Source organism: Natronoarchaeum rubrum (assembly GCF_024494695.1).
The window spans coordinates 439,796-457,544 of the sequence record NZ_JANHDP010000003.1; the positions used below are offsets into that span (position 1 = coordinate 439,796).

A 17,749-nucleotide genomic window follows, 5' to 3' on the forward strand; every position below is an offset into this window, starting at 1 on the left:
GGGTGATCCGGGTTTCAACGTTTCGACGTGAGATTGAGGTTAGTGAATATAATTGACAATATATCTAATTTCTCAAAATTCTAATCAGTAATAGATTCAGAGTGTGCAAATATTATTGTGTTGTTCTCGGATATAGTTTCCTCAGAAGGAGGCCGAAGCGGAGACGAAGCCGAGAACGAACAAATGGCTTTGCGCCCCTCGTCGGAGGCTCTTGTCGTAAGATTCGAAAAAACGATCATCGAACGGTCGAGAACGAACACTCGCCGTCGCGTCGCCGGGAGCGACCGGACGCCGCGCCGATCAGTCCTCGGCGGGGACGGGGTCGGGCTGGTCCGTCTCGTCGGCGTCGTCTGCGTCCGCGCGCGGGAAGTTGCCGATCGTCTCGGCGCGGAAGGCTGTCTCGTCGAACTCGTAGTCCTCGTCGAAAAAGTCCAGCAGCTGGTCGGTGTCGCGCATGGCGTTCTTGACGCAGGTCGACGCGCCCGGCGAGGGCGTGATGTTGAAGATGATCCCGTCGCCGGTGATCTTGGCCTCGCCCATGTCCAGAGACTTGGCCTCGGTGTCGACGATCTGGGGGCGCACGCCGCCGTACCCCTTGGCGCGGTCGATATCGTCGACGTCGGCCGTCGGGACGACCTTCTGGACGTTCGGGAGGAACGCCCGCTTCCCGACCACGGGGAGGTCGTACACGAGGTTCCGGACGACGTAGGGGAACAGGATGCGGTCGGCGAGGATGTTGGCGTAGCTCAGGAACGAGTCGAGGTTCATCCCGAACACGTCGGCGAAGTCGCTCACGGTTCGGATGCGGCCCCGTTCGAGCGCCGGGACGAGCTTCGCGGTCGGCCCGAAACGGGTGGTGCCGTCGTCGTGGACGTCGGCGTCGCCGTGGACCGCCGCGAACGGCAGCTTCTTCATCTGGAGGGTGTACACCTTCCCGTTGAGCATGTCGCCGCCCAGGAAGAAGCTCCCCGCGACCGGCAGCAGCGACTTGTTCTCGCCGTAGCCCATCTCCTTGGCGATCTGGAGGCTGTGGGAGCCCGCCGCGACGACCGCGACGTCGGACTCGAACTTGGCGCCGCCGGTGTCGACGACGTAACCGTCGTCGGTCTCCTCGATGTCGGTCACTTCGGTGCCGACGAACACGTCGACGCCCTCCTCCTCGCGGGCGTCCTCGACGAACGACTTGGCAGTCTGGCCGTAGTCGACGACGTAGCCGTCGGGCGTCTGCAGAGCCTTCATTTCGGTGCCGGGGTCGCGGCCCTCGACGACTTTCGGTTCGAGCTCGGCGATCTCGTCGCGATCGATGTCGCGAAGCTTGGGGTACAGGTCGCCGAAGCCCTCCTCGTAGTAGCGCTCTTCGAGGCTCTCGACTTCCTCGTCGCCGACCGCGAGCACCATCTTGCTGCGCTTGCTGTGCATCTCGCGGTCGGGGTCGACGTTTTCGAGGTACCCCGCCAGCATCTCCGCGCCCTCCTTTACCTCCTCGGCCTTCTCGAGGGTGTAGTTCGTCTCGATGTCCCCGAAGTGAAGCGTCTGGGAGTTGTTGGTGTGGTGGGAGTTGATCGCCGCGATCTCGTCTTCCTTTTCGAGGAGCGCCACGCGCTCGATGTCCGTGAACTTCGCCACGGAGTAGAGCAGCGCCGCCCCGCTGATGCCGCCGCCGACGATGATGAGGTCGTATTTCTCTGTCATTAACGTACACCTGTGTCGCTGAAACCGGCTCTGACTGGACGAAAGGATTTGAGCTACTTCTGTATCCCGATGTTCGTTCGGCGTTCGATCTCGTCGCCCGCTGGTGATTATCGTCGATTTGCGCCGAGAACGCCGGCTGAATCCGAGTTCCTGTCGGCGTCACGACACGGTCGGCCTCACCGCGCCGCTCGCCGGCCGAACACGAACACCAGCATCGCGACGACGATCGCGCCCAGCGACGTCTGGATCGACATCAGGACGCGCGCGATCCCGATCGGCTGGTAGTCGCCCATCCCGAGCGTCGTGAACGTGAGCGTGCTGAAGTACGCGCTGTCGAAGAACAGGCGCGGGTTCTCCGCGATGTTCGTGTAGGTCACGTCCGGCCCCGTCGTCGGGACGAGCCCGCCCAGCGGGTACAGCAGCGCGAACGTCGCGACGATCGCCAGCCCCGTCGCGATGATGCGCCACGGGCTCTCGCCGTACAGTAGCGTCCACCGGGAGAGCTCGGCCCGAAGCCACTGGAACAGTTTCACGCCGCGGTACAGGGCGTTTCGCGCAGTCGTGCGGACGCCGCGGCGGATCGACGCCGACGACCGGCCCGGCATCGGCGTCGCAGCGCGGTCCGCCGTCGACGCCGGCGCCCCGCCGTCGGCCTCCAGTTGGTCTCTCGGGAGGCCCCGCACCAGCTCGTCCCGGTGCGTCCGCCGGTGGATGTCCTGCCGGTTGACGAAGCACAGCGACTGTAGCGCCGGGCGCGACGCCGAACTCGCGACCTCCGCGATCGAGCGGTAGGTGCTCTTGGCCCGATTGCGCTGGGCGCGCGTCCCGTCGCCGACCGGGTCGCCGTCGTAGCGGGGATCGTAGACGCACCGCGGCTTGTGCCAGAACCGCACCAGCCCGCCAAGCGAGAACGGGGGCGCGCCCGGCGGGCCGAGAAACCGCGTCCGGTCGTCGACGCGCGAGTCGGTCAGGACGGCGCCGTAGAGGCGAACACCGCGGAGGTCGGCCCCGAACAGCTTGGCCTGGATCAGCTCGCTCGCCTCCAGATTGACGTCCCGAAGCGTGGCGTCGGTGAAGTTGGCGTTGGTGAGATCGAGCTCCTGCAGCTCGTGGAACTCGTCGTCGAGCGGGCGGAAGGCGGCGCCGTTGAATCTGACCGTCGCCGAGATCGTCGCCTTCCAGAAGGTCGCTTTGCCCGCGAACGTCGCGTACTTGAGGTTCAGATCCTCCGCGAACGCGGCGCGATAGAAGTCGGCCTCGCCCTCGAACGTGACCCCGCCCGACCGGACCTCCTTCTCGAAGACGGTGCGGTCGAACGCGGCGTCCTCGCGGAACGTGACGCCGTTGAATCGGGTGTCGCCCGTGAACGTCGTTTCCGAGAAGTTCGCGCCGCCCTCGAACGTCGCACCCGTAAAGAAGGCGCCGCGGGCGAACGTTGCGTCCTCGAACCGGACGTCGCCGGCGAAGGTTGCGTGCGAGAGATAGATCGGCGTCTCGACGTCGGTGTCGCCGACGACCGACCCCTCGGGGAACTGTAGGCTCCCGAACTCGGCGTCGACGAACTCGGTTCGACGGCGGCGTGCGAGGCGATCGTCAGGATCGGTGTCGGAAGCGGCGTCGAAAACCGTCTCGGCGTCGCCGCCGATCGCGCTCGCGAACGCGTCGCGGACGGCTGCGGCGTCCTGCTCGTCGATCGGTACGTGAAAGATACAGCGGTCGCCGTCGGGAACGGCGTCGTGCGGGCAGTTCCAGACGCCGTCGTCGGTGAGACTCCCTTCCGGCACGTCGCGCTCGCGGTACGCGTCGTCGTCGACTACCCGTATCGAGTGTCCGCAGGTCCCGCCGCCGTCTGTCATTGGCGGGGGGTCACCCCCACACTACTTTAAGCTATCCGAGACGTTCGCGCGCTGATCCGCGAGAAGAACGGCGATCTCGGAACGACCGATCGCTGGACCGACCCGATCCGCCAGATCAGTCCCCGGCGATCTGACGCTGGTCGAACTGCTCGCCCGCCTGCGAGAGCTCGTCGAGCGCCTCCTCTTCCTCTCGCAGCGTCTCCTCTAGCATGTCCGCGGCCTCGTCGTGACCGAGCTTACCGGCCAGCGACGTGACGTTGCCGTACGCGGCGATCTCGTAGTGTTCGGTCTTCTGGCCCGCCGAGATGTTGTACCGGTCGAGCACCTCGCCGTCGTTCTCCGCGGCGAACTGCTCGTGTTCCTCGATCATCGCGTCGACGACCCGCTCCTCGCGCCGCTGGGGTTCGGCGCCGATCTCGTCGAACACGTTTTCGAGGCGCTCGACGTGCTGCTCGGTCTCCTCGCGGTGCTCGGCGAACCCCTGACTCACGTCCTCGTCGTCGGTCTGTTCTGATAGAGTGTCCAGCGCGTCGAGCAGCTTCTGTTCGGTGTAGTACAGTTCTTCGAGTCCTTCGATCAGGAGGTCCTCTGTTGATTCAGTGGTCATGATCCACTAGCTGCTGCCACGGGCCGCTCAATGAGCGCGGCCGTTGGGTGTGCAGGCGAACTAAGTGCGGGCGACAGTCCGCGATATCGCCGAAACGTCCCCCGACCTAAGGGGCTTGCACGTGCCACGTGGGCGTCAAAGGAAACACCTGTCGAGTGGCCAACTACTGATGGCCCTCAGGTGGAAAGCGGGCGTCGCAGTTCTCGTCGTGCTCGTGTCGCTGGTCGGAATCGCGGCCTACGGACTGCTCGTGGTCGACAGGCCGAGCGTCGAGTCGGTCGACAACAGCTGGGGAACAGTCGAGGAAAACCGGACCGAAGTCGAAACCGAGATCGCCGTCGACAACCCGTTGTTGCTCCGTGTCGCCGACGGCGCTGCGAACGTCGGGTACACGATCTCGATGAACGACGTCAGGATCGCCGACGAGCGGAAAGAACGCGTCCGGTTACAGGGCCGGGACGACGTCGTCACGGTCCGAACGTGGGTCGACAACGACGAGGTGCCCGACTGGTGGGCGACACACGTCAATCGGAACGAGACGACGACCGTGAGAGTCGATCCCTCGGTCGCTCTGGAGTACGGCGGCGTCGACGTCCCGGCGGACCGGTGGACGCGCGAGCGGACGTTCCGCACCGATCTGCTCGCACCGCTACAGACCGACCAGGAGCGCGAGTTCACGGCGTTCAACCGGACCGTACTCGCCGTCGAGGAGACGGACGCGCAGTGGGGCCACGCGACGGTCGAGCGGACCCCGATCAACGCCTCCGCGACGGTCACGAACCCGCTTTCCGTCCCGATCCCGATCACGAACGTCAGTTACACCGTCCGGATGAACGGGATCGTCGTCGGTCAGGGCGAGGCCGGTCAACAGACGCTGATCCCCGCCGAGAGCACCCGGACGCTCCGAGCGAACGCCTCGATCAACAACACCCGACTGGACGAGTGGTGGGTCACGCACCTGCGAAACGACGAGACGACGGAGCTCTCGGTCGACTTCGAAGCCACGATCGAGTACGCTGGCGTCGAGCGCGAACTGCCGCTCGATTTCGTCTCCTACAACCGGACCTTCGAGACGGACGTGTTCGGAGCGTCGGGCACCGACGCCAGCGCGCGAGCCACAGCAGTCGATGCTTCTCCGGCACCACACGATTCGCCCCCGGCACCCGAATCGAACGCCGATCCGGCAGCGTCGACGCGGTCCCCCGCGAAAGAGGCTACGAGTAGGTGGGGAACGCAGTGGCGTCGCAATGGCCACGGGTGACGGCGAACGATACGACGTCGCCGTACTCTGCTCGTTCGCAATCGAACGATCGCCGGGCTCGCGACTCGAACGGATGGCGTCCCGAGGTGCGACGCGAACGACCAGTCACTCCAGTTGGTGGTAGTCGAGTTCGTACCCCGCGTCGAGGGCGTCCTGCACCGCGTCGCTGGGCGTCCCGATGGAGTCGGTCGACAGGCGCATTCCGCCGACGCCGTCCTGCTCGACGACGATGTTCCGCCGCAGGTCCGGGTCGGTCTCGGGATAGTCAGTCCGGACGTGCGCTCCCCGGGACTCCGTGCGTCGCTCCGCTGCGCGGAGAATCGCATCGGCGACCACCAGTCCGAATCCGAGGTTCAACGCGAACTCGAACGAGCGACTCGTGGCCGCTCCGACCGCGAGGTCGTCCGCCTTCTCGCGGAGCGTTTCGAGGGCCGAAAGCCCCGCGGCGACGTCGTCGCCGTCCCGCAGGATTCCGGCGCGGTCCCAGAGGAGTTCTCGGAGGTCCTCCAGGAGCGCCTCCGGGTCGTGGGTGCCGTCGCGGTCCGCGATTGCCCCGAGGTCGCGGAGGTGCCCCGCCGCGAGTGCCGCGGCGTCGTCCCCCTCCGGCGCCGACGGGTCGTCGAGACGCTCGGCGACGGCTTCGCCCGTGACGGCGCCGTAGGCGACCGTCTCGGCCAGGGAGTTGCCGCCGAGGCGGTTCGCACCGTGGACGCCGGCCATCGTCTCGCCGATGGCGTACAGCCCGTCGACGTCCGTCTCGCCGTCGTCGTCGACCCTGACGCCGCCCATCCCGTAGTGGGCCGTCGGCGCCACTTCGACGGGCTCTTCGGCCAGGTCGACGCCGAGATCCGCGAAGCGCTCGTACATCCGCGGCAGGCGCTCCTCGATGAACGACCGGTCCCGATGGGAGATATCGAGGTAGACGCCGCCGTGGTCGGTCCCGCGGCCCGCCGCGATCTCGTTGGCGATCGCCCGCGCGACGACGTCGCGGGCGTCCAGTTCCATCTGGTCCGGCGAGTACCGCTCCATGAACCGCTCGCCGTCGGCGTTGTACAACCGCCCGCCCTCGCCGCGGACGGCCTCCGTGACGAGGCGGCCGTCCCAGGACTCGCCGTATCGGCGCCCGACCATGCCGGTCGGGTGGAATTGGACGAACTCGACGTCCATCAGGGGGACGCCGGCGAGGTACGCCAGCGCCGGCCCGTCGCCGGTGTTCTCGTCGTCGCGGGAGGAGTGGCGTCGGTAGAGGGCCGTGTAGCCCCCGGCCGCGAGGACGACCACGTCGGCGTCGAATACGACGAACTCCCCAGTGTCGAGGTCGGTCCCGACGGCGCCGCGCGCCCGGCCGTCCTCGACGAGCAGCGAGGAGACGAACACGTTCTCGCGGTAGGGGATATCCAGGGCCCGCGCGCGATCGACGAGCGTGTCCAGCATCGCCTCGCCCGTGTAGTCGCCGGCGAACGCCGTCCGTCGGAACGACTGGGCGCCGAAGTATCGCTGGTCGATCCGGCCGTCCTCTGTCCGGCTGAACTCCATCCCCCACTCGTCGAGTTCGCGCAGGAGCGCCGGCATCCGCTCCGTGACCGTCTCGACCTTCGCCGGGTCGTTGACGTGGTGGCCCTCGTCGAGCGTGTCCGCCGCGTGGATCGTCGGATCGTCCTCGGGGTCGTGGGTCCCGAGCGCGCCGTTGATGCCGCCGCGGGCCCACGTCGTGTGCGCGTCGCCGTGCGCTCGCTTCCCGACGACCAGGACGTCCTCGGGGTCGACGCCTCGCTCGACGAGTTCGATCGCGGTTCGGGCTCCCGCCGCGCCGGCGCCGACGACGAGTACGCGCCGCTCTACGGTCTCGTGTTCCGGCGTTGCGGCGGACAGACTGCCGTCTCGGTTGGTTGTCGGGTTCACGCTAGACGTAGGGACCGGGAACGATTAAGCTCGTCGGCGATACGGGGAATTAGGGCATCGTACTGCTCGAATTCTCCAGAATCGGGGGTCGGAATTTGCCACGGAACGCACGACTCTCCCGATACCCGATTGCTGACCGCGACACAGGACATTACTGCGTTCGCGGATATCGATCATCTGAATGAACGGTTCTCGCCAGAGCCGACTCGAGACTCCCGAACTGGTTGCGGCCGAGTGCGATGACTCGGACCCGGCTTTCCCGTATCGGGGGATTGTGAGTTCGCGCCCACGCTGCTGGAGAGAGCCAGTGAATCAGTCACGACGGCTGACGGTCATCTCGACGGGGCCGTCGGGGCGGAGGGTGATCGAGGGGGCAAAGGAGAGGTCGTCGTGGGGATCGACGGTCCACTCCTGCGCGATGGTCGCCAGGACGAGGCGAGCTTCGAGCATGGCGAAGCGGTCGCCGATACAGCGACGTGGACCGCCGCCGAAGGGGAAGTAGCCGAATTTCGGGAGCGAACTCTCGAACTCGTCGGTCCAGCGTTCGGGGCGGAATGTCATGGGGTCGTCGTAGATGCGGTCGTCGTGGTGGACCACCCACGGGTGCATCGAGACGGTCGTTCCGCTCGGGATCTCGTAGCCACCGAGCTCGTCGGGTTCGGCGGCTTCTCGGACCAGTTCCCAGACGGGCGGATAGAGACGCATGCCTTCCTGAATGACCTGTTCGGTGTAGGGCAGGTCGTCGAGGTCGGCCATCGTCGGAATCCGGCCGTCGAGGACGTCGTCGAGTTCGGCCTGCAACTCGGCGCTCTGCTCGGGATTGCGGCCCAGGGCGTGCAGGGTGTAGGTCAGCGTCAGTGCCGTCGTCTCGTGGCCGGCGAGCAGGATAGTGATGATTTCGTCGCGAACGCGTTCGCGCGTGATGTCCTCGCCCTGTGCCGCGAGGAGAATCGAAACGATATCGTTGCCGTCGCCCTCGTCGTGTTTCTCGACGATGCGGTCGGCAATTTCTTCCAGCGTCCGGATGGCGGCCTGATACCGGCGGTTCTCCGGTGTCGGGACCCAACTGGGCGGGTGGTACGGGCGTTCGGCGTAATCCATCACGGCTTCGAGCGCCTCGCTGACGTCGCCTTTCTCGTCGGAAACGTCGACGTCGAAGAGCGTCTGGGCGGCGATTTCGACGGTGAGGTGCATCATGTCCTCGTGGATGTCACGCGTGTCGCCGTCGGCCCACGAGTCGAGCAGGCCCACGACGCCGTCGGTCATCTGCTCGGAGTACTGTTCGAGCATCCCCGGATGGAAGGCGGGTTGCATCCGGTGGCGCTGCTCGCGCCACGCAGACCCCTCGCTGGTGAGCAGCCCCTCGCCGAGCGCGTCGCCGAGCGCCTCCTGGAAGAGGTCGCCCTTGATGTAGGATTGGTTGTGTTGGACGAGTACCTGTTCGACGAGGTCGGGGTCGCTCACCTGATAGATCGTCGTACCGGCGACCTCGTAGGACGCCACCGGCCCGTACTGGGTCGCGGTGTCGGTGACGAATTCGAGCCGGCCGCGAGCGAACTGGAGGGTGTTGCCCACGAGCGGGTAGCCGGTCGGTCCGGACGGCGTGTCGGTGTGATCCGTCGTTGCCATTGTGTACAGAGGGAGGTACCCACGGCCAATCGGCCTACTGCGGGCGAAAACTGGTCATTTAAGACAGGCGCGGGAGCAGGCGGCCCTCGATCTTGCGGAGGTGCTCTGATGCGGTGCTCTCGGCGCATTCCGCGGCGGCCGCGACATCCTCGATGGTGGCGGTGCGTGGCGTCGCGTAATATCCCACGTCGACGGCCGCATCGAGGACGGTTCGCTGGCGGTCGGTCAGGGCGGACCGAGCGGCGTCGACCTCCGGGTCGTACGTGCCCAACTGCTCGATGCGGACGTCGGCCGCGGCGTCGGCGGGGAGGTCGTCCATCGCGTCGTGAAGCGCCGCAGACGCACCTGCGATGCGGACCGTCACGCTCTCGGCTTCGAGTTCGATCGGTAGTTCGACGAGCAGCCGATGACGTTCGACGATCCGCAGTAATTCGGCCAGTTCCGGTGTCGGGTGCGAGTGCACGAAGACGTACAGAGCCCCGTTCTCGGCGTCGATGACGTCGTAGGAGATGGCGTCAGCCCACGATTCGAGGTCGGCGACGACGCTGTCACGGGACGCCTCCAGCCGACAGAGCTGAACGAGCGTCTCGTCGTGGAGGTAGTTCATGTTGCATAGCATGCCGCGGTCGACATCGAGTCCGGGAACCAGCGCGTCATCGGTCTCCGACGCTGGCGTCCGTGGAAAGGTGAGCGTCAGGTACCGCATACCTGTGGTTGGATCGGCCACCCCAATACACTGTCGCCCGTTTCGAGCCGTGGGGAGAATCTGCGGCCGGCAGGGCGTGAGACACTTCCAGGACAACTACGCCACACCGAAGACGCGATTCTCTGACGTTCATTTACTTCTCCTCGCAAATGTATGGCGAGAAAGCTCGGACTATCCTCTCTCAGAAGGTAGCAGACGCCACTTTCCGAGAGCCGTCGTTCTCCTCGCAGTTGTCGGGCTGAAAGACGCTTCAGCAGCAGGCCGCGGAACTGAGTGGGCACGCAACGTCGACTACTGCGACCATCCAGGCGGTCACCCATGCTTTCGACGCTCAGATCGGTGAGTTCAGCGTGCCGAAGTACACCTGCCACGCGAGGGCCGACTTGGCCACCAGACTCAGCAGGATGTACATCCTCTCGCCAAAGATGTAATTCTTCCAGCGTGATACCTCCAGATACTGCAGGACCATGTTCAGCGTGAAGAGGTTGAAAAAGACGAAAATCGAGATGTAAATGTAGATGACGAACTCGGGAAACTCGCCGCCGCTAGCCGTTACAGTGCCGATGAACGTGATCGCGATGACGATCCAGGGAACGATACCGGCGATGACACCGACCCAGAAGGGCGCCCAGTCGGTTTCGTTGGTCGACTCGTTGCGTTGTTCCATCAGGAGTCCGCAAAGATTCATGACCGCAACGAGTCCGAACAGTGCAACGAGCGTCCCGAGATCCCAGACCCCAGCCAGCATGCCGATCACGACGATCATCAGCGAGGCGCTCACGGAGTACTCGTACCAGCGGTAGGGGTTCATGCCCCTGTCGAGATACTCGACGTACTTGTCGTACCGTACAGTTGAGATGACGGTGTGTGCGACCGCGGAAATGAAGAGGAATCCGGCCACGAGCAGCGGGAGGTTGGCGTCGACGAACGAAACCGTCTCCGGGAAAATCGACTCCGTTTCAGGGTTGAATCCGTATCTGGTTCGCGTAACCGGCCACATGACGTTCTCGGCAAGGACGACCATCGCCAGCCCTTGCAGAAGGTGAAGAACTGCCATTACAGCGTTCCATAGCCGGAGTCGGGTATCCCGCGCAGGCGTCTCGGCGTGGGCTTCGGCCGCCGTTGCACTTGTCGTGGGCATAGTTCCATCAAAAGTAAGCACTCATCGCTCATACGACTATTGGACATTTGACAAGCGGTGTAGCGTGCGTTTCTCCAGCTTCGGCTTCGTTTATTTCCCAAGCAGTTCCAGCTCGATGCCCTCCGCGACAGACACGACGAGTTCGGCCGGCGGTTGCGGTCCAGTTCGGACGCCACCGTGGGGAGCCAAAACGACAGACCGCAGCTGAGGAACGTCGATACGGCTACCTGTTATCAGCAGGCCGTGGACGTGACTCCTGAGCGTTCACGTCTCTTCGCAAATGTATGGATAGAAAGCTGGCCTCGGCACTCATAGGGCTCGTCGTCGCCGGGTGCCGAGTCCGGCTCGGAGCGGAGCCATCGTCATCGGCCGGTCGACGGTACGCACCCGCCGAACTAAAACCGTCCGCACCGCCGTAGAGCGTCACTTGCTACCGTTACACGCGGCCAGCGAGGGGCTTATACGCCGCACTCGCCTAGCTCCGACGACGTGTTTCTCGGACACGCGCTGCTGGCGTTCGCCCTCGCGACGCTGATCGCGGACTGGCGAGGCTGGCCCGCTCGCCGGGCGCTGACGCTCGGGCTGGTCGCCGGCGCGTTCGCGGCGATCCCGGACGTCGACGTCGCGTACGCCGCGGTTGCGATCGACGTCGGCGCGCTCAATGCTGCCGCGGTGACCCAGCCAAGTACGCTCTGGGACGCGACGCGGGACGTCCACCGGACGATGACCCACTCGCTGGTCGTCGCGCTGCTGGCCGGGCCGGCCTTCGGCCTCTGGGCGGTCAAGCGCACCGGCTCCCCGCTGACCCGAGCGGCGGGCCGAGGCGTGAGCGCCATCGCGCTCGCCGCGCTGGTCGGCGCGGCTTACCTCGTGAGCGGCCCGCTCGGCGGCGTCGTTATGGGGATGTTCGCGGCCGCCGGCGTCGGCGTCGCGACGCTGTGCCGGATCACGACGGACTTCCCGGCCCGGACCGTCGCGCTCGCGGCGACCGCCGGGCTACTCTCGCACCCGTGGGGCGATCTGGTGACCGGCGCGCCGCCGCGGCTGTTCTATCCCTTCGACGTCGGCGTCTTCGACGGCCGGGTGTTGCTCCACGGCGATCCCACGATGCACTTGCTGGGTGCGTTCGCGATCGAGCTGGCGGTCGTCTGGCTCGCCGCCGTGACGATCGCCCGCGTCGCCGGATTTTCGCTCCCGGAGCTGGTCGACCTGCGAGCGCTGGCCGGCGTCGCGTACGGCGTCCCCGCGGTGGCGATGGCGCCGCCGACGCTCGAAGTATCCTACCACTTCGTGTTCTCGATCCTCTCGGTCGGCGTGATTAGTGCGGGCGTCTCCACCCGACCCACCGCGATCCCGAGCGCGACGGAGCTTCGCCGGCAGTTCGGCCGTCACCCGCTACTATTGAGCGTCACGTTCACCGCGCTGACGGGGATCACCGCCGCGCTCGTCGGATACGCGGTCGTGTACCTCGTCGTCGCAGCGTGACGCCGCCGCGTCGCGGACCGCAGCCTGCCGCGGCGTGACGCCGACGCGAACCGACCCGTGACGCCCCGCCGCCGGCCGGCCACACATAATTTTATGTGCGAAGTCCTTACGGTCGCTATGTCTCTTTCCGAACTCGACCAGATGCTCGATGACGGCCGTCGGAACGGCGTCATCGCGTGGCTGCTGGTCGCGCTGCTGGCGGCCGCGAGCGTCGGCGTGGTCGTCGTGGCGCCGGGCGAACTCTGGTCGCTGTTCGCGTTCGTGTTGCTCGTACTGGCGCTGATCCCGCCCGCGGCCTACCGGACGCCGCGGATAATGCTGCCCTGGGAGGTGTTGCTGATGGCCGCACTGCCGGTCGTCGGACTCGCGCTCGGCGCCGAGATACTGTCGAGCCAGTTCGCGGCGTACTTCGCGGTCGCCGCGATCGCGCTGGTGATCGCCGTCGAACTCCAGTCGTTCACGTCGATCCGGCTCTCGCCGGGCTTTGCGGTTGCACTCGTCGTCATCGGGACGATGGCCGCCGCCGCGCTGTGGGGGGTTGCCCAGTGGGGGTTCGACGTCTACCTGGACACCAGCTACATCACCCCCGTCGACGACCCGGACGAAGCCAACGCGAACCTGATGTGGGAGTGGATCTACTGCACGCTGGCCGGACTGTTCGCCGGCGGCGTGTTCACGCTGTACTTCCGGCGCCGGATCACCATGGAGGACCGCGTGCCCGCCGACATGAAAGACGAAGTGCTTGGCGACCAGCGAGGTGAGCGGCTGTGAACAACCTGCTCGCCCGCGGGCTTCCCTCGAAGCAACGCCAACGCCAGCTGTCGTACTTCATGGAGATCAGCCTCGTCGGGCTGCTATTCGTCGGCCTCGAACGGGGGAGTGTCGGCATCATCGTCAACGCCGGTATGTGCCTGGTGGTGACCCAGCTTCCGCCGATCCTCGAACGCAACTACGAGATTCCGATGGACCCGCGGCTCACGCTGTGGATCACCAGCGCAGCGTTCCTTCACGGGATCGGCGTCGTCGGCATTCCGGGCGTGACCGACGGGAACTTCTACTCCGGCGTTCCGGTGGTGAGTGAGTACTGGGACCACATCACGCACGCACTCTCCTCCTCGGTCGTCGCAGCCGTCGGCTATGCGACGGTACGGGCCGTCGACGAGCACTCGGAAAAAGTGTACCTGCCGCCGAAGTTCATGGGCGTGATCATCCTGCTGTTCGTGCTGGCGTTCGCGGTGCTGTGGGAGCTACTGGAGTTCGGCATCGGCGTCGCCGCCACGGAGTTCGGCACCGCGTCGGTGCTCACCCAGTACGGCGTCTACGACACGCTGAAAGACGTCGTGTACAACTCGATCGGCGCCGTCATCGTGGCGCTGTGGGGTGGGGTCTACCTGACCGAGATATCGGATGCGATCGCGGAGCGACTCGGAGTTGCCTGATCGGAGCGCCGCACCGCCCTGACGGCGCGGGCCACCTGTTTTCCCGACCGCAGTCGTACGTCCCCCATGGCAGATGCCGTCCCCGAACGAGCCGAGACGCTCCTGACCAGCGAGCCGCTGATAGCCCACCTCGCGACCAGCGTCGACGACCGGCCACACGTCGCGCCGGTCTGGTACGACTACGCCGACGGCGTCGTGGAAGTGCTGACCGGCGGCCGCAAACTCAGGGACATCCGCGAGAACCCGAAGGTCGCGCTCTCGGTCCAGAAGGACGCGAGTGGCGACGCCGAGTGGATGGTCGCGATCCACGGCACGGCGTCGGTCGTCGAGGACGAGGCCGCGACACGGGACGCCGCTGGTCGGATCAACGAGAAGTACGGCGCGAGCGAGGACGCCTACGCCGAGAACGTGCTCGTGCGGATCGACGTCGGATCGGCACGGTTCCGGGAGTACTGACGATCGCCGTCGAGCGCCGGCTGCCGCGGGATTCTCAGTCGCCGCCGCGGCGCTGGCGCATGCTCTGGCGGGTGAACTGCGGCTTCGCGCGGATGCCTCGCTTGCTTCGGAACGACCAGTACAGCAGCGCGACGACGACGAGCGTCAGCACGCCGGCGACCGCCGCCGAGGCCACGGTACCCCAGGCGTACAGCAGCGCCGTCGACAGCGTGCCGGCCGCGCCGAGCATCCCCAGGACGATCCGCTTTGCCAGCCTGTCGAGCAAGCCGTCAGAGTCCTCCAGATCGGCCTGGAGCTGGAAGTTCTCGCGCTCGATTCGGTCGAGCGCGCTTTCGAGTTTCGGCGGGACGCGGACGGCCGCCGCAGCCGATTCCTGGAACTGCTCGCCGGCTTCGGAGACGTAGCGCCGGGCGGTCTCCTCGCGGTAGCCCTCCTCGGAGAGGTACTCCGTCGCGCTCGTGATGAAGTCGTGGTTCTGGTCGAGCGTGACGCAGACACCCTCGACGACGGTCGCCACCCGGAGGACGAGCGCGAGGTTCTTGGGCAGCCGGAACGGGAACTCGTAGATCGAGTCCTCGATCTGGCCGACGATCTGCTGGACGCGGTACTGCTCGATGTCCTCGCCGCGGGCGTCGGCAATCGCCAGCTCCATCACGTCGGCCATCACCGCGCGGTCGGCCTCGGGACTCAGGGTCCCCATCTCGATCAGCGCGTCGAGGATTCCGTCGATGTCCTGGTTGGCGATGGCGACGTAGAAGTCGACGATCTTCTCTTGGAGGAACGAATCGACCCGCCCGCTCATCCCGAAGTCGTAGAAGACGATCGTCCCGTCGTCCTGTACCGCGAGGTTGCCGGGGTGGGGATCGGCGTGGAACACGCCGTCGTCGATGATCATCTGCATGTACGCTCGCTGGAGATTCTCGGCGACGGCGCCGCGGTCGACCCCCTGCTCGTCGAGTTCGTCGACGCGGCTGATCTTCGTCCCCGGGAGATACTCCATCGTGAGCACGCGCGGGCCGGAGTGGCTCTCGACGACCGGCGGGATCCGGATGGCGTCGTCGCCGTCGAAGTTCGCCCGGATCTCAGTGAGCATCGCGGCCTCGCGCTGGTAGTCCATCTCCTCGCGAATCGTCTTGTCGAACTCGTCGGCGAGGTTCCGCAGCGAGAACGACCGGCCCTGCCCGACAAAGGGCATCAGAAGCGGGAGCGACCAGCGGATCACCCGCAGGTCGGCCTGCACGAGCGACTCGATTCCCGGGCGGCGGATCTTCACCGCCACGTCGTCGCCGTCGACCGTCGCGCGGTACACCTGCCCGAGGCTGGCGCCGCTGATCGGCTCGGTGTCGAACTCGTCGAATCGGTCGTCGATCGGGCCGAGCTCGTCTTCGAGTACCTCGCGGGCGGGCTCCCAGTCGGCGGGCGGCACTTCGTCCTGTAGCTGGGCGAGCACCTCGACGTACTCGGGCGGCAGGATGTCCGGCCGCGTCGAGAGCAGCTGGCCGAGCTTGATGAACGTCGGGCCCAGCGTCAGGAGCGCGTCGAGCAGGTGCTCGGCGCGGCGCGTCCGGGTTTCGGCGTCGACCTGCCGACCCCGCCCGAACAGCAGGAACCGGTTGCGGTCCCGGGCGTACGCGAGCAACAGCGGAAGAAAGCGCCTGGCGACGACGAAAAACCGCCAGTACGCCCTGAGGTTCACCAGCGTCACCACCCCGGTTTACTCGGCGGTGACTTCGATTGTGGTCTCGACGTCCTGGCCGCGCTTGGGGACGGTGAGTTCGAGGACGCCGCCCGACATCGAGGCCTCGGCGTCCTCGCCCGAGGCGTCCGGCGGCAGCGGCAGTTCGGCGTCGAGAAACAGCGACCGATCCTCGCGGAGGTAGCGGAACTCCGCGGGGGCGGACTTCGTGCGCCGCGCTTCGATCACGAGGCGGCCGTCCTCGACGCGCACGTCCAACGTCTCGGCGGTGACGCCCGGCAGGTCGATCACCAGCTTGTACGCCTCGTCGCTCTCGAGGAGATCGGCGAACACGGCGTCGGGGAGGTCGCGCAGGGCCTCGCGCAGCGCTGACATGCGCGTCACTTGGGAGCGGGGAGCGTTAAAGCCCGTGGTCGCGGCGAGCCAAGTGTGTCCCGTGACTCCATTCTCGAACCAAAAATAATTAACTACTCGCTATATATTCATCCAGATTCTCTATTACTGAAATAGTATTGTGATATTTAAACTATACCCGAAAACAGAGAATTACTATTGAGTCTGGATATCTATAATGAGATCTATAGTGTATTAATTTATGGATATGTTGAAGAACTCTGTCCCAAGCCCCGATGGTTGACTCGAATTCTTCGCTGGTATGAAGTTAGTCACTGTGACACCTCCCCTGAAACCGTTGAATGCAACAGTCATACGCACCCCCACTTCCACATTGCCACGGAGACTATCTCTCTGGAACTCGTAGTCAAGATATGGTTGATCACCGACTGCTCCGTCACCCGGCCCAAACTGAGAATTGACGTCTCCGTTGTTTGAAACAAATGGAAGTTCCCAAATCCCCATGTCAGCATCCATCAACAACACGGACTCTTCTCCTGAAACATCTCTCACAAATCCTTCCGCCTGTACATAGCCTCCCATTCCGATGCTTGACACGACTCCGTGTATATCGCCACTAAATTGGATATTAAGATCACTTTTTGGAGATGGAAGATAGAAAGTGGAGTATACTTCGGCGGTAGCACTAGCATCAACAGTTATATACGTGCTTCTTTGTGCGACCCCACAACGGTTATCTGATGTTTTATAATTTGCACCGACATAATTTAGCCCTGGAATCCCACTGTCCAGTTTTTCAGTCCCGTCATCAGCGTCGTTAAAAGTCCTCTCCGTACTAGCGGTAGTCGTAAAGTTTGCATCGACAGAATTGGTCACCTCTGTCTCACTTTCAACTGGCGGCTCTTTTCGGGATTGCTCTGCGGTGACCTTTGGTCGACTCCTACGTGGATTAGAGTTTGCACGTCCTCTATGAGCATTAGATCTAATTCTCGCTTTTTGACCCTTTTGTTCAAACTCATCAAAGGTGAATTCTCTTTCTGCTTTTTTCCCTCTGATCCTATTCACAAGGATTGCAGATCCGCTCGCTGATCGGTGCTGGGACTTGATTGATGCCCGCTGCTCTTGGTCCAGTTTTAGCTCAGTTTCTGTGAGTGTACTGTACCCATCTTCAAAATGAAGCTGCTGGACAAATGACCCCTCTGTGGGATCTATATTCTGGGAATAACCTGAGTACCGATTGCCAGCAGTATCTACGACTTTCTCCCTCTCTTTGTTCAGGAACCATCCACGCCCGATTCTGATTGCACCGTGTTTATCGGCCAGTTTTCGGAGGTAGACTCCAATATCATATGTATCACGGTTGCTCGTTGCGGCGGAACTGCTTCCGACTATGGCAAGAGATCCAGTAGCTGCCAACGATCCAATTACCTGTCTCCGACTAATATTGTCTCTCATTACGCTTCATTTTGTGATTTTGCTCATTCGTTATAATAGTTCGTCTACAAGATGAGATTGCTGGCATCGT

15 protein-coding genes are annotated in these 17,749 nt (G+C 64.5%); 5 read left to right on the forward strand and 10 right to left on the reverse strand.

From position 1 onward, the window contains the following. Window positions 1–300: 300 nt before the first annotated feature. The 3 genes from NO931_RS09905 to NO931_RS09915 all read right to left on the reverse strand — a co-directional run bounded on the left by NO931_RS09905 (window position 301) and on the right by NO931_RS09915 (window position 4,155). Window positions 301–1,692, reverse strand: coding sequence for an FAD-dependent oxidoreductase (locus NO931_RS09905; RefSeq protein ID WP_256392175.1), 1,392 nt, complete (start codon window positions 1,690–1,692; stop codon window positions 301–303). Between the two features lie 176 nt (window positions 1,693–1,868). Then, window positions 1,869–3,548: a pentapeptide repeat-containing protein gene (locus NO931_RS09910; RefSeq protein WP_256392176.1), complete on the reverse strand. Its 1,680-nt coding sequence runs from the start codon at window positions 3,546–3,548 to the stop codon at window positions 1,869–1,871. Window positions 3,549–3,663: 115 nt separating this feature from the next. Continuing rightward, a complete protein-coding gene (locus tag NO931_RS09915; protein ID WP_256392177.1) occupies window positions 3,664–4,155 on the reverse strand; it encodes a YciE/YciF ferroxidase family protein in 492 nt (163 codons plus the stop codon). Window positions 4,156–4,324: 169 nt separating this feature from the next. Here NO931_RS09915 and NO931_RS09920 point away from each other — a divergent pair, with 169 nt between their 5' ends. Further along, on the forward strand, window positions 4,325–5,416 hold the full coding sequence (locus tag NO931_RS09920; RefSeq protein WP_256392178.1) for an LEA/WHy family protein: 1,092 nt from the start codon (window positions 4,325–4,327) through the stop codon (window positions 5,414–5,416). A 105-nt stretch (window positions 5,417–5,521) separates the two neighbouring features. On the opposite strand, the gene NO931_RS09925 is transcribed toward NO931_RS09920, so the two are convergent. The 4 genes from NO931_RS09925 to heR all read right to left on the reverse strand — a co-directional run bounded on the left by NO931_RS09925 (window position 5,522) and on the right by heR (window position 10,794). Continuing rightward, window positions 5,522–7,318: an L-aspartate oxidase gene (locus NO931_RS09925; protein WP_256392179.1), complete on the reverse strand. Its 1,797-nt coding sequence runs from the start codon at window positions 7,316–7,318 to the stop codon at window positions 5,522–5,524. Between the two features lie 312 nt (window positions 7,319–7,630). Beyond that, window positions 7,631–8,947: a cytochrome P450 gene (locus NO931_RS09930; protein WP_256392180.1), complete on the reverse strand. Its 1,317-nt coding sequence runs from the start codon at window positions 8,945–8,947 to the stop codon at window positions 7,631–7,633. Window positions 8,948–9,005: 58 nt separating this feature from the next. After that, window positions 9,006–9,653 carry a helix-turn-helix domain-containing protein gene (locus tag NO931_RS09935; protein ID WP_256392181.1) on the reverse strand — a complete coding sequence of 216 codons (648 nt, stop codon included), beginning with the start codon at window positions 9,651–9,653 and terminating at the stop codon, window positions 9,006–9,008. A 331-nt stretch (window positions 9,654–9,984) separates the two neighbouring features. After that, window positions 9,985–10,794: a heliorhodopsin HeR gene (heR, locus tag NO931_RS09940; RefSeq protein WP_256392182.1), complete on the reverse strand. Its 810-nt coding sequence runs from the start codon at window positions 10,792–10,794 to the stop codon at window positions 9,985–9,987. Between the two features lie 489 nt (window positions 10,795–11,283). Here heR and NO931_RS09945 point away from each other — a divergent pair, with 489 nt between their 5' ends. The 4 genes from NO931_RS09945 (at window position 11,284) to NO931_RS09960 (ending at window position 14,174) form a co-directional block, all read left to right on the forward strand. Then, window positions 11,284–12,279 (forward strand): metal-dependent hydrolase, encoded by a 996-nt coding sequence (locus tag NO931_RS09945; RefSeq protein WP_256392183.1) that lies wholly within the window; start codon window positions 11,284–11,286, stop codon window positions 12,277–12,279. 117 nt (window positions 12,280–12,396) lie between these two features. Next, window positions 12,397–13,050, forward strand: coding sequence for a hypothetical protein (locus NO931_RS09950; RefSeq protein WP_256392184.1), 654 nt, complete (start codon window positions 12,397–12,399; stop codon window positions 13,048–13,050). A 59-nt stretch (window positions 13,051–13,109) separates the two neighbouring features. Continuing rightward, window positions 13,110–13,718 carry a DUF2238 domain-containing protein gene (locus tag NO931_RS09955; RefSeq protein WP_256392314.1) on the forward strand — a complete coding sequence of 203 codons (609 nt, stop codon included), beginning with the start codon at window positions 13,110–13,112 and terminating at the stop codon, window positions 13,716–13,718. 66 nt (window positions 13,719–13,784) lie between these two features. Continuing rightward, a complete protein-coding gene (locus tag NO931_RS09960; protein WP_256392185.1) occupies window positions 13,785–14,174 on the forward strand; it encodes a pyridoxamine 5'-phosphate oxidase family protein in 390 nt (129 codons plus the stop codon). Window positions 14,175–14,208: 34 nt separating this feature from the next. Here NO931_RS09960 and NO931_RS09965 read toward each other — a convergent pair whose 3' ends face one another. The 3 genes from NO931_RS09965 to NO931_RS09975 all read right to left on the reverse strand — a co-directional run bounded on the left by NO931_RS09965 (window position 14,209) and on the right by NO931_RS09975 (window position 17,679). Further along, on the reverse strand, window positions 14,209–15,870 hold the full coding sequence (locus NO931_RS09965; protein ID WP_256392186.1) for an ABC1 kinase family protein: 1,662 nt from the start codon (window positions 15,868–15,870) through the stop codon (window positions 14,209–14,211). 18 nt (window positions 15,871–15,888) lie between these two features. Continuing rightward, on the reverse strand, window positions 15,889–16,245 hold the full coding sequence (locus NO931_RS09970; protein ID WP_256392187.1) for an Hsp20/alpha crystallin family protein: 357 nt from the start codon (window positions 16,243–16,245) through the stop codon (window positions 15,889–15,891). A gap of 213 nt (window positions 16,246–16,458) precedes the next feature. Continuing rightward, window positions 16,459–17,679 carry a hypothetical protein gene (locus NO931_RS09975; protein ID WP_256392188.1) on the reverse strand — a complete coding sequence of 407 codons (1,221 nt, stop codon included), beginning with the start codon at window positions 17,677–17,679 and terminating at the stop codon, window positions 16,459–16,461. Between the last annotated feature and the right edge of the window lie 70 nt (window positions 17,680–17,749).